Source organism: Candidatus Coatesbacteria bacterium, assembly GCA_014728225.1.
Lineage (GTDB): Bacteria > RBG-13-66-14 > RBG-13-66-14 > RBG-13-66-14 > RBG-13-66-14 > WJLX01.
The window spans coordinates 1-12220 of record WJLX01000095.1 but is presented as its reverse complement, the minus strand read 5'-3'; the positions used below and the strand labels follow the sequence as shown (position 1 = coordinate 12220).

Below are 12220 nucleotides of genomic sequence, written 5' to 3'. Positions count from 1 at the left end.
GTTTTTGCGGAGGCGGACCGTTATCGTCGGCCGTAACGGTCGCCGAGATGCAAAAACCGTGCCGGTTCCGGCGGGGCGGGGAGCCGGTCCGATCGGGGTTTCTCCGGGCTGTTTTCAACGGTCTCCCGGGTGCACTCATAACCGTAGCTCATCGACCGCAGTGTCATCACACAACCGAGGGAGGCGATGAAGCGACTCGCCGTGATCGGAGTGCGGGACGGCTGGTCCTCCCGCATCCTGCAACGGGCCGCCCGCGAGCGCGGCTGCGAGTGCGCCCTGCTGGAAACCGCCGGTCTGTCCGTCGAGCTGGAGCGGGGGCGGGTCGTTTCCGAGGGCGTGGTGCTCAACGACCTCGACGCCGTGATCGTCAAGAAGCTGGCCGGGGAGTATTCGCCGACGCACCTGCAGCGTTTGGAGTTGTTGCGGGTGCTCAACGAAGCTGGCGTGCCGGTCTTCTCTCGCCCGGCGGCCATCGCCGGGGTCATCGATCGGCTGAGCTGTACGGCGACGCTGGCCGGCGCCGGTATTCCCCTGCCGCCGACGGTGGTCACCGAGGACGCTGCGGCCGCCGTGGCCGCCGTCCAGCGCTTCGGCACAGCGGTGCTGAAACCCCTGTTCACCTCGAAGGCCCGCGGGATGCGCCTGCTGGAGGCCGGGTCGGAGTCGATGGAGGAGCTGGCGGCTTTCCAGCGCGAGCATCCTGGGGTTTTCTACCTGCAAAAGCTGATCGAGCTACCCGGCCGGGATCTGGGTATCGTTTTCCTGGGAGGCGAGTACCTGGCCAGCTATGCCCGGGTGGCCGGCGCAGGTTCCTGGAACACCACCACGGCGGACGGCGGTCGCTACGCCCGCTGCGAGCCGGAGCCGGCTGTCATCGAGCTGGCCCGTAGGGCCCAGGCCCTCTTCGGCCTGGATTTCACCTGTGTCGACATCGCCGTGACCCCAACGGGGCCGGTAGTCTTCGAGGTCTCGGCCTTCGGGGGCTTCCGCGGTCTGGCGGAGACTCGAGACATCAACGCCGCCGAACTCTATGTGGATTATGTCCTCGAACGAATCGCTGACTGACGCACCGAGTGTCGCCGCTCTGCGTCGCCGCCTGCTGGGAGGCGCCGCGGCCGAGAAGCATCTCGGCCTGCGCTTCGCCGGTTACCGCCTGCGACTGGCGAGCAACGACGACCGGGTCGTCGACGAGCTGCGCGCCTACTACGGCTCCTTCGTCGACGAGGTCCGAACCGCGCCGACGCTGACGGTCTGGAGCGCACCGGCGACGGAGCTGGAGCTCGACTGGAAGATCAAGCCCCGGGAAGGGGGCAAGACGGGTCCCAAGGAGGCCTACCTGGAGCTACCCGACGGTCGCCTGGTGCGCAAGCTGCGCACGGGAATGCTGTTCCTCCTCGGCGCCGATGACTGGCTGGCCTATGGACCGTGCCGCGATTATCTCAACCAGGTGGTCAACTTCATCAACGGGCGCTTTCTGGCCCGGGAGCTGGAGCGCGACGGGGCGCTGCTCCACGCGTCCGCCGTCGCCGCCGGGGAGCGCGCCCTGGCCCTGGCCGGTTTTTCCGGGATGGGCAAGTCCTCTCTGGCTTTGGAGCTGATGGGACCGGGGCTGGACTTCGTCTCCAACGACCGCCTCGTTCTGCGCCGCGAGCACGGGGAGCGGATCGTCGTCGGCGTGCCCAAGCATCCGCGGATCAATCCGGGTACGGCGTTGAACAATCCGGCTTTGCACGGGGTGCTCAGCGAGAACAAGCGCCTGCGGTACGCCGAGCTGGAGCCCGAGGAGCTCTGGGACGTTGAGGACAAGCACAACGTTCACATCGGGGAGCGTTACGGACCGCGGCGCTTCCGGCTACGCGCCGGTTTCGCCGGGCTGGTGATCCTCAACTGGCGTCACGGCGGCGGTCCGACGGTACTGCGGCGGGTCCGGCTCGCGGAACGTCGGGACCTGTTCAGCGCCTTCACCAAGGCGCCGGGGCTGTTCTACCGTCCCCTGGGCAAGGCCCTGACCGAGGTCGACGACGAGGCCTACCTGGAGCTGCTGGCCGAAGCGCTGGTCTACGAAATCAGCGGTGGGATCGATTTCACCTATGCGGCCGCCGCCTGTCGGGAGCTGCTCGGCGACTGAAACCCGCACCGCTGCCGGGACGGGTATCAGCACCGGTTACCATGCAGATATTCCCTGGTTTGCGAGACGGCGTATGTGTAACGCCAAGCTCACCAGTGTCGCTTAGCTGAGCCATGACTTACCTTTGCCATACAGGAATACTTCCCATGTAAAAAAGCCAAGAGAAGGGGGACGAATGTCGGACAAGGTAGCATCCAAGGGACTCTTCAAGCGCGACGAGGTCGTTCACTGGCTCGAGGAGCTGGTCGCCGGCCTGAAGAAGGGCGAACTCAACATCGCCGCCGGGGCGGACAACCTGATCCTGCTGCCCGGCGAGACCTTCGAGGTGGCCCTCAAGGCCAAGGAAAAGGATGACGAGGAGAAGCTCAGCCTCAAGCTGAACTGGCGCTCCAGCGCGGGCTTTCATATCGGCAGCGCGACCGCCGTTCCGCGCCCCGGCGCCAAAGCCGCGCTTAACGAGGCCGCCGCGAAACCCAAACCCAGGAAAAAACCGGTTCCGACCGCCAAGAAAGCCGGAAAAAAGACTACCACGAAGAGCACAACAACCAGCACTACGGGCAAGAAAAAGAAAACCGCCCAGAGCGGCAAGAAGGCCGATAAAACCACCAGCAACCGCACTAAGGGCGGTAAAGCCAAGGGCAAGTAAGGAGACGGACCGATGGCGAAAAACGAGATAGAATTCAAGGGCTCCTTCACTCTGGAGCAGTTCGGCGAGTACATGAAGAAACTGACCGAGGGCTTCACCTCCGGCGCCGTGGTCATCCAGAAGGGCCAGGAGCGCGTCGTCCTGCGCCCCGGCACCGTCGTCAAGGTCGAGGTCAAGGCCAAGCAGAAGGAAGACGGCGCCAAGCTCGAGCTCGAGGTCAAGTGGAAGCAGTCCGACCAGCCCGAGTCGCTCACCATCAGCCAGTTCAACGCCACCGTGATCGAGTAGGTCGCATCGTCGGCGGGTAATCGCGACTCCGATAACGGACCAATATCATCGTTTGCGCGTCAACCCACAACACCCCGCGGAGGAGGAGAAAATGGCTAAGAAGGAAGTCGAGTTCAAGGGCAACCTCGAACAAAAGCAACTCGTCAGCTACCTCGAGGAGCTCATCAAGAGCATCAAGTCCGGCACCGTCGTCGTTCAGCACGGCGCCGAACACGTCGCCCTAACCCCCCAGGACGTCATGGAACTCGAGGTCGAGGCCAAGCAGAAGGACAACAAGGAGAAGCTCAGTCTGGAGATCTCCTGGAAGAAGAGTGTTGCCGCCGCCGAGGCCCCGGAAACCTTCAAGATTTCCAGCGAGGCCCCCGAGGCTCCCAAAACCGAAGAACCGCCCCAGGCCTAGCACACCAACCGCCACACAACTCAACGGGGACCCCCGGGGGTCCCCGTTGTTTGGGCTCAGCACACCGTAAGCAACCCGCAACGCCGCCGCCCGAGACCTTTGACGATCGGATTGCATCGACGGCCGCCGGAACCGGCACGGTTTTTGCGGAGGCGAACCGTTAATATCCCTCGTAACGGTCGCCGAGATGCAAAAACCGTGCCGGTTCCGGCGGCCGGACTTGCGCTGATCAACCGGAGTTGCCGTTGTCAAAGGTCTCGGGCGGCGGGGACTGAGGCCGCGATCGTCAGCGGCGCTGACGAAAACCCGGGGGCTGCAGACAAAGCCCGGCGTCCTGCACAAGCGGCCGGCCGGATCGGGCGAGGCGCGTGATTGCACGGCACGTAAACAGGAGGCCCCTTTCGAGGCCTCCTTTCCTTGCCCATACCTGGAGGAAGTTGGTGGGTAAGGTTTGTAATAGGTTTACGGGCAGAGGTGGGGCTTAGTTCCGCCGGATTTCCTTTTTTCCGTCGAGGTAGGGCCGCAGGACCTCGGGCAGGGCGACGGAGCCGTCGGCGCGTTGGAAGGTCTCCAGGACGGCGGGCAGCAGGCGGCTGGTGGCCACACCGGAGCCGTTGAGGGTGTGGCAGAGCATGCTCTTGCCGCCGGCGGCGGGTTTATAGCGGATGGCGCCGCGGCGGGCCTGGTAGTCCGTGCAGTTGGAAACCGAGGAGACCTCCCACCAGCGCTTCATCCCGGGGCACCAGACCTCGACATCGACGGTCATGGCGGCCTGGCCGGCCATGTCGCCGGTAACCAGGCGGATGGTGCGCCAGCGCAGCCCGAGGGCCTCGACGACCCCTTCGGCGTGGGTCAGAATACGCTCGAAGGCGTCCTCGGCCTGTTCCGGGGTGCAGAAGGTGACCAGCTCTACCTTGTTGAACTGATGGGTGCGTACCAGCCCCCGGGTGTCACGGCCGTAGGTGCCGGCCTCGCGGCGGAAGTTGGCGGTCACCGCGGTGAAGCTGCGCGGCAGGTCCTCCTCGGCGAAGGTCTCCTCGCGGCCGAGGTTGACCAGCGGCACCTCGCTGGTGGGGATCAGGTACAGCTCGTCTTCGGCCAGCTTGTAGATATCGCCCATGAACTTGGGCAGTTGGCTCGAGGTGTAGAGGGAGTCGGCGTTGACCAGGAAGGGCGGCAGAACGGGGGTAAAGCCGGCGGCGGCGGCGCGGTTGAACAACCAGGTCAACAGCGCCCATTCCAGCAGGGCGCCGTCATTTTTATAGAGGGCGAATCCCGCGCCGGCCAGCTTGGCCGAGGCGGAGAAATCGAGGATCTCCAGCTCCTCGCCCAGCTCGACATGGTCCCGCGGTTCGAAGTCGAGGTTCGGCAACCGCCCGCTGATGCGCAGCTCCTGGGCGTCGTCCTCGTCCTGGGAGACGGGGACGCGCTCGTCGGGCAGGTTGGGCAGCCCGAGGAGTTCGTCGTTCAGTTCGGCCTTGAACTGCTCTACCTGCTCCTCCAGACCGGCCAGCTCCTCTTTGAGCTTACCCATGCGCTCGATGGCCAGCTCGGCGTCTTCTCCGGCCTTCTTGGCGGCGGCGATGGCCTGGCCGACCTCGTTACGCTCGGCACGCAGCTCCTCGACGCGCTGCAGGACGTTGCGCCAGGCGGCGTCCAGGGCCTTGAGCCGGTCGAGAGAGATGTGCGGATCGCGGGCCTTGAGGCGGCGTTCGGCCTCGGCGGGATTCGAGCGCAGGTAGCGGAGGTCGAGCATCGGTTACTCCCGGTGGTGGTGTTCGGCTTGCCGACTCCGCCGATAGTACCAGAAAGACCGCCCCCTTGACGAGGGGGCGTCCGATGGGTTGCTGTTCGTCATGTCTGGATGCAAGGCAGACTCGGGATTGCAATCGCGACGGCGTTTTGCCGTTGGTGGTGTTTGATGTTGTCGGCCAAAGCCCCCTCGCCGACCCTCCCCCAGCGGCGGGCGGGGATTACGTTGCCGCCACGGACCAGCTTAATCCAGGCGGGGGGGTAGTTCTGTTCGGGCTGGGTAGCGGGGAAACCACCGCCGCCGGCGGGCGGTTCCCCCGGCGGTGTCACGCTTGTTGCATTCCGCGGTCTCCGTAGCCGGAGCCCGCGGGCAACAAGCGCGCCACCGCCTGCGGTTGCCAATCTTACTTCGGCGCGAATATCCAGCCCTCTTTCCTGATAGCACACATATCGTATCCCATTGCACTTGCATCATCAGGTGTGTATACTTCTGGATAATTTGTATTATCAATCAAGCCAATTGTTTTCGCATAACAGACCGCTGTCATGGCACAGCGTTTGGCGTCAGCTATATCTGTATTGCCAAGTCTAGACATCGGATAATTCGTATCGGGATCATCTAGTTTTTGATATTTAGTGCTTTTTTTACTTGCAGCAGGGTATACTTCTATCAGTGTGTGTTTCTTATTTACTGCTTCAGACTTCTTGTATTCATCAAATGGGGGTCTATATAAATCATTATAATGTTTCTTAAACCATTCGACTAATGCTTGGGCTTCCGTAAAGTTAGAACAAAGATTATCCTTGACAGCTGATAATGGCTCTGTTTTAATTACTGACTTCACAAATCTCCCTGTTTTTCTAAATAAATATGGGTTTTGAAATTGACCGTCATCAACGTTAAAAGTAGGTTTATAATCTGCCTCTTTAATCGAATTTACGTGTATTGTAAATTGTATGGGCCATCCAAGTGCTGCATCAATTGATATTATGATATGATTTTTTATATCAATTGCATTATTAGATGAAATATCGTTTACTTTATTAAATGGATAAAATAGTTGGCCATTATCTACATTAGAATGAGATAGATTTGTTCCATCCCACTTCATTATTGCAATGGCATCTGTTTCTTTTGTATGCCAGCCTCCCATATCACATCCGATGAAGTAGATGTCACTCATTGCTTGTTCCTTTACTGCACTTAGGTTTCGCGCCGGGCCGCAAAGTGGCCGCCCTACACTCGTTAATCTAAGCCTACCCCAACCCCATCCTAGAGGTAAAATCGCAGCTCGGGCCACAGTTCGGCCAGGTCGGCCAGCGGCTCGCTGCAGAGCCAGATCGGTTTGTCGTCCTCGTAGTCCATCACCCAGGGGTGGGAGAAGTTGGTTTTCAGCTCGACGTCGGCGAAGAGCTCCTTCAACTCCGCGGCGAGCGCGCCGACGACGATCCAGGTCCGGTGCGTCGGCGGCGGACCCCAGTGCCAGTAGCTGTTGTGGGGACAGGTGGCGGGGGGTAGGCCGTAGGCGGGAGCGAAATGGACGACGGCTCCGGCCTGGCCGTAGTTGGTGCAGAAGACGCCGCAGTCGGCCCGCTGGGCGGGTGTGAGCGAGCCGTGGACGACGGCCAGGGTCTCGACGAGTTCGGGCCAGCCGAAGCGGTCGGCGAAGTACTGGGGCAGGACCTCGGCGCGCTGGAGCCCGAGCTGGGGGACGAGACCCAGGGCCGCGGCGTAGTCGGCGCTGCGTTGCGGTGACAGGACGGGCAGGGCCGGGGGCAGGCTGGCCAGGCTCAGCAGGGCGAAGAGGACGGGGACGGTGTACCGTAACCAGCGCCAACCTCTGGCGGCCCAGCCTTCGAAGGCTACAGCGCCAAGGGGGACCAGTATCAAGAAGACCGGCGCCAGGTAGTAGGTCTTACCACCCAGGGCGGTCAGCGCGAAGGCGACGGGATAGACCCAGACGAGGAAGCGCCGGGGCCGGCCGGACTTGGAGAAGCCGTGGACGCAGGCGGCGACGAGGAGCAGGAAACCGACGGGGGTCAGGTGGAGCAGGGACTCGGCCAGGAGGGTGAAGACGCCGGGCGGGGTGTTCTTGTAGAAGGCGGCGTTGTGAATGAACTCGAGGGTGGGAAAACCCTGGGCGAGCTGCCAGAGCAGGTGGGGCAGGAAGACGAGCAGGGCCGCTCCGGCGGCCAGCCAGGGCCAGCGTTCTTTGAAGAGGGCGCGCCGCTCGGTCAGCAGGCAGCCGACGAGCAGGCCCAGGATCAGCAGGCCGATCGAGTATTTATTGAGCAAGCCCAGACCTAGAAGCAGGCCGAAGGCCAACCAGCGCCGGTACTGCTGCCTGACCGTGACGGCCCGCATGGTCCGCAACAAGACGAAGACCACCGCCGTCCACAGCAGGTGGTCGAGGGCGTTCATCGAGTAGAAGCTGTGCACGGAACGGAAAACCGGAGCCGGCAGGGCCGCGGCCCCGGCGCTAAAGACGGCGAAGCGGCCGCCGCCCAGCTCCCGCGCCGACAGCCCGCAGAAGACGATGGTCCCTGAACCGATGAGGGCCGCCAGCAGGCGGATCGAGAACAGCGACTCGCCGATCAGCCAACGCCAGCCGTCCAGCAGTCAGCTCGACAGCGCCGGGTGGTCGACGTAACCGAGCGCGGGGTGATCGGCGCAGGCCAGGTAGTAGAGCTCGTCGCGGAAGGAGCCGAAGGCCCCGGCCGTGGCGGCGTGGAGCAGCAGCTTGACCAGGACCAGGGCGCCGAGGATGACGGGTATGCTCAGCCGGAAACCCTGTTCCGCGAGCCCGGCGCTCGGGGCGGTCTCCGGCGATCGCGCCGTCACCGCACTCCTCCGGCGGCCGGCGCGGGACGCTGGATCGCGCTGGAGCGGGGTTCGTTCGTTCGGCGGTGCAGGGGCGGCTTGCCCTCGCGGCGCTGGAGCATATCGACGAAGGCCTCGAGCCGGGTGCGCACCCCGGCGGTGCCCGTGTTCTCGTCGATGTCCAGACTGAGCACGGCGATCCCGGCCTCTTCGCCGATTGTGGGCAGGATGCTCTTGGCGACGATCTCGGGGATGCAGGTGAAGGGTGACAGTTGGATGACGCCCTCGTAGCCGGCCTCGGCGTACATCACGCTCTCGCCGATGCTCTCGCGGCCGTCGCCGCCGACCCAGTAGCTGAGGAAGCGTTCCGAGGCCCGGGCGATGCTCTGTTTGGTCCAGCGGCGGTAGATGCCGCCCAGCAGCCACTTGGTGACGTAGAGACTGCGCTGGACCTCGGCCCCCAGGTAACCCAACTGGCGCTCGATGTCGTGGTTGGCGAAATCGTCGAGGACGACGAAGATCTCGCCGACGATGCCGATGCGTACCGGTTCGTAGTCGTGGTCGATCTCCACCCGCCTGGCGAAGAAACGCTCCAGATCACGGTGCAGCCGCCGGGGTTCGATGATGTCCCGCACCCGCTGCAGGCGGGTGAGCGCCGCGGCGAAGGCGGCGTCGGTGGCGCCCCGGTGCAGCTCCCGCGGCCGGTAGAAGTGGCTTAGTTCCTCGACGCGCTCCACCGCCCGCAGCAGACGCCAGGCGTACTTGGAATGCATGATGCGCTCGCGCCAGGTCAGGCCCGGGCTCATCAGCTTGACGTTCTCGATCACCGGCGGCTCGAGCAGCAGCATCCGCAGGTCGTGGCCCTGCTCGGCGAGGATCTCGCGGTGCAGCACACCATAGAGCCCGGCGCGGCAGGGACCCCGGCCGCCCGAGGTGAAGACGGCCTCGATCTCCGGATGGCGGCGCAGCACCTGCAAATACTGGCCCATGATGATCTTGAAGGGGAAGCAGACGAACTCCGGGCTGTGCTGGGTGCCCAGGGAGAGGGTGTGCTTGGTCCCCGGCGGCGGGATGTGAACGGTATGCCCGAAGCCTTCGAGGAAGCGCCGGTAGCCGATGTGGCACAGACCCATGCGCGGTGTGGTGACGATCAAGGCAGGTCCCCGTTGGATGTCGGGGCGATGATACGGCGGGGGTCGCGCAGTGTCAAGGAGTTGCGCCCAGCTAACTTGCCCGCGGCCGGGCGTTGGGGTACAATCAACATCGATTTCACCGCCCAGGGGAACCATGACCCGTCCAAGCTGGGACAGCTACTTCATGGGCATCGCCCGCCTGGTGGCCGGGCGCTCGACCTGTCTGCGCCGCCACGTCGGCGCCGTGCTGGTCCGCGACAAGCACATCCTGGCCACGGGCTATAACGGCGCCCCCCGGGGGCTGGCCCACTGCGAGGAACTGGGCGGCTGCTACCGCCGGCAGCACGACATCCCCTCGGGCCAGCGCCACGAGATCTGCCGCGGCGCCCACGCCGAGCAGAACGCCATCGCCCAGGCCGCCCGCTTCGGCGTGGTCACCGAAGACGCCACCATCTACATCACCAACCACCCCTGTGTCATCTGCGCCAAGATCCTGATCAACGCCGGCGTCAAACGGATCGTCTACGCCGAGGGCTACCCGGATAAGCTGTCGGCGGAGCTGCTGGCCGAGGCCCACGAGCTGCTCGGGCTGGAACTGCTCCAGCATCCCGCTCCAGAGCTGACTGCGGCGCCGGAACGAGACCTTTGAAAAACAACGCCTCCACCGGCCGAAAAACCTCCAACGAGCCGGAACCGGCACGGTTTTTGCGGAGACGCAGCGTTGTCTCCGCGCCAACGGTCGTCGAGATGCAAAAACCGTGCCGGTTCCGGCGGCGCGGTACGCCGGCGGTGAGACGCGGGCCGGAACCCTTTTTCAAAGGTCTCGCCGGCGCCCGAGCCGACATGACGGGAGCCGTCGTATGGGGGTTGGCTGGGCGGTCTGGCTGATCAGCAGTGTCCCGAATATTGTAGATCGTTTGTACAGCCGATTATGAAGAGGAGTCGCCGTGGGTATTTTCGAGGCCCTGGAAGCCGCCGGGCACGAACAGTTGATCTTCTGCCAGCATCAGCCGACGGGCCTGCGCGCCCTCGTCGCCATCCACGACACCACCCTGGGGCCGGCCCTGGGCGGCTGCCGGTTGTGGAGCTACCCGGACGAGAAATCCGCCATCGCCGACGCCCTGCGGCTGGCCGAGAGCTCGACCTACCAGATGGCCACGGCCAACACCGACGCCGGCGGCGGGATGGCGGTTCTGCTGGCCGCCGACGACGAGGGCGCCGACGAGGCCGCCCTGCGCGCTTTCGGCCGCTTCATCGACAGCCTGGGCGGGCGCTTCGTCGCCTACTCCGACCTGGGCACCGACGACGACAACATCCGCAGCGTGGGCCGGGAGACCGCCCACGTCCGAGCCAGCTCACCCGGCGAGATCGACTCGGAAACGGCCTGCGCCTGGGGCGTCTTCCACGGCATCACCGCCGCGCTGAACTACGTCCATAACAACGCCGAGGTCGCCGGACGCACCATCGCCCTCCAGGGCGTCGGCGGCGTGGGGAGCGCCCTGGCGCGCATCCTGGTCGATCAGGGCGCCGAGCTGATCCTGAGCGATCTGCGTTTCGATCCCGTCAAGGAGCTGCAAGACCGCCAGCCCGATACGCGGATGGTCCGGCCCGACGAGATCTACGATGTCGACTGCGACGTCTTCTGTCCCTGCGCCGTCGGCGGGGTGCTGAATACCGAACGCGTCGAGCGGCTCAAGGCCAAAATCGTGGCCGGTTCGGCCTTCAACGTTCTCATCGACGAGGCCCTGGCCGCGCGGCTGGCCGAGCGGGGGATCCTTTTCGTTCCCGAGTTTATCATCAACGCCGGGGACACGCTGATGCACATCCATCCCGGCGGGCGCACCGAGCTCGACGAGGTCCGGAAAGGTACACAGCGGGTCTACCGCATGCTGGGCCGGGTCTTCAACCGCTGCCGCCGCAGCGGCGAGACCCCGCTGGCCGCCGCCAAGGCCCTGGCCCGGGAAAAGATCGCCCGCATCGGCCTGACCAAGTCCATCCGCCGTTAGCCCGGTCGGGCAACAAGGAAACGACCCCCGCCGGGGGTCGTTTTTTGCGAGCAGCGCAACCCGATTCCGCGGATCTTTCGCCGGGTGCGGGCCGGACCTTTGAAAAACCGTGTTTAACCCGCGCAGCGGTCAGCGACGGCCGGAACCGGCACGGTTTTTGCATCTCGGCACCCGTTACCGTCGATGATAACGGTTCGCCTCCGCAAAAACCGTGCCGGTTCCGGCGCCGCGGGTTCCGGGCGTAGCGCGTCCGTTGAAGCGGTGTTTTTCAAAGGTCCGGCGCCGGTTTGTTAATCTCTGAGCCTCGGCACCGGGCTGGATTATGCTATAATTTGTTGAGAATACTCCATCAGGAGGCTTCCCGTGCGTAGAGTTTTCCTGCTTTCCCTGGCGGCCGCCGCGCCGGTGTTGGCTCAACCGGCGATTACACCGACGACGACGATCTCGCCCTTGATCCGTATCATCCTGACCGTCGGTGTGCTGTTGGTGTTCATCTTCATCTCGTGGCTGATTCTGCGCCGGATGGTCAGCCTGCGCAACGAGGTCGCCGAGGCCCAGGCGGCCGAGCGGACGGCCGGGCTGGTGGCCCGGATGCTGATCAGCGGTGTACCGTTGTCCTACGAGGCAGTCGAGGAGCTGATCGATTCGGCCCGGCGGGAGTACAGCGTTCAGTTGCGGCGTTTGACCGTGGCCGACCTGCTCGAGGACGTCCAGGCCGACATCCTGGCCGACGAGTACATCCTGCCGCGGCAGAAGGGGGACCTGCTGGAGGTGTTGCGCGGTCAGTTGGACGAGGCGCAGAAGAAGGACGTCCACCCGCGCAAGAAACGCAATATCAAGGGATTGTTGAAGAGGTCACTGGCGGCGGTCGACAAGGCGCTCAAGGAGGAGAACCTGGAGGAGGCCCGGCGCTGGCAGAAGGAGGTTCGCCGTGCGGCCTTGGAGGCCTACCGCTTCGGCGCCGCCTTCAACCCGCTCTACGACGCGCTGACCCTGGCGCGCAAGCATCCCGGGGTGGCACTGTTCGGCGGGTTGATCTACTTCGG

13 protein-coding genes are annotated in these 12220 nt (G+C 64.2%); 8 read left to right on the top strand and 5 right to left on the bottom strand.

Going from position 1 to position 12220, the window contains the following annotated elements; all coding sequences use genetic code 11:
- Nucleotides 1–186: 186 nt before the first annotated feature.
- The 5 genes from GF399_06720 (at nucleotide 187) to GF399_06700 (ending at nucleotide 3462) form a co-directional block, all read left to right on the top strand.
- Nucleotides 187–1065 carry a GAK system ATP-grasp enzyme gene (locus tag GF399_06720; protein MBD3400008.1) on the top strand — a complete coding sequence of 293 codons (879 nt, stop codon included), beginning with the start codon at nucleotides 187–189 and terminating at the stop codon, nucleotides 1063–1065.
- Nucleotides 1031–2128: an HprK-related kinase B gene (locus GF399_06715; GenBank protein ID MBD3400007.1), complete on the top strand. Its 1098-nt coding sequence runs from the start codon at nucleotides 1031–1033 to the stop codon at nucleotides 2126–2128. The genes GF399_06720 and GF399_06715 overlap by 35 nt, the downstream gene beginning before the upstream one ends.
- Before the next feature lie 175 nt (nucleotides 2129–2303).
- The gene (locus GF399_06710; GenBank protein ID MBD3400006.1) at nucleotides 2304–2774 is read left to right on the top strand and encodes an amphi-Trp domain-containing protein; all 471 of its coding nucleotides are present in this window, start codon (nucleotides 2304–2306) and stop codon (nucleotides 2772–2774) included.
- 12 nt (nucleotides 2775–2786) lie between these two features.
- Entirely contained in the window at nucleotides 2787–3062 is a 276-nt protein-coding gene (locus GF399_06705; protein ID MBD3400005.1) for an amphi-Trp domain-containing protein, read from the top strand.
- Nucleotides 3063–3153: 91 nt separating this feature from the next.
- The gene (locus GF399_06700) at nucleotides 3154–3462 is read left to right on the top strand and encodes an amphi-Trp domain-containing protein (GenBank protein ID MBD3400004.1); all 309 of its coding nucleotides are present in this window, start codon (nucleotides 3154–3156) and stop codon (nucleotides 3460–3462) included.
- A gap of 481 nt (nucleotides 3463–3943) precedes the next feature.
- On the opposite strand, the gene serS is transcribed toward GF399_06700, so the two are convergent.
- The 5 genes from serS to GF399_06675 all read right to left on the bottom strand — a co-directional run bounded on the left by serS (nucleotide 3944) and on the right by GF399_06675 (nucleotide 9189).
- Nucleotides 3944–5218 (bottom strand): serine--tRNA ligase, encoded by a 1275-nt coding sequence (gene serS, locus GF399_06695; protein MBD3400003.1) that lies wholly within the window; start codon nucleotides 5216–5218, stop codon nucleotides 3944–3946.
- Nucleotides 5219–5618: 400 nt separating this feature from the next.
- Nucleotides 5619–6398 carry a hypothetical protein gene (locus tag GF399_06690; GenBank protein MBD3400002.1) on the bottom strand — a complete coding sequence of 260 codons (780 nt, stop codon included), beginning with the start codon at nucleotides 6396–6398 and terminating at the stop codon, nucleotides 5619–5621.
- A gap of 89 nt (nucleotides 6399–6487) precedes the next feature.
- Nucleotides 6488–7654, bottom strand: a complete 1167-nt coding sequence (locus GF399_06685; protein MBD3400001.1) for a hypothetical protein — start codon at nucleotides 7652–7654, stop codon at nucleotides 6488–6490.
- Nucleotides 7655–7834: 180 nt separating this feature from the next.
- Entirely contained in the window at nucleotides 7835–8056 is a 222-nt protein-coding gene (locus GF399_06680) for a hypothetical protein (protein MBD3400000.1), read from the bottom strand.
- Nucleotides 8053–9189 (bottom strand): CoA protein activase, encoded by a 1137-nt coding sequence (locus GF399_06675; GenBank protein ID MBD3399999.1) that lies wholly within the window; start codon nucleotides 9187–9189, stop codon nucleotides 8053–8055. Before GF399_06675 ends, GF399_06680 begins: the two co-directional genes overlap by 4 nt.
- Before the next feature lie 133 nt (nucleotides 9190–9322).
- Here GF399_06675 and GF399_06670 point away from each other — a divergent pair, with 133 nt between their 5' ends.
- The 3 genes from GF399_06670 to GF399_06660 all read left to right on the top strand — a co-directional run.
- A complete protein-coding gene (locus tag GF399_06670; protein MBD3399998.1) occupies nucleotides 9323–9817 on the top strand; it encodes a cytidine deaminase in 495 nt (164 codons plus the stop codon).
- Between the two features lie 298 nt (nucleotides 9818–10115).
- A complete protein-coding gene (locus GF399_06665; protein MBD3399997.1) occupies nucleotides 10116–11174 on the top strand; it encodes a leucine dehydrogenase in 1059 nt (352 codons plus the stop codon).
- Between the two features lie 363 nt (nucleotides 11175–11537).
- The coding region (locus GF399_06660; protein MBD3399996.1) for a hypothetical protein at nucleotides 11538–12220 on the top strand (683 nt) is incomplete at its 3' end.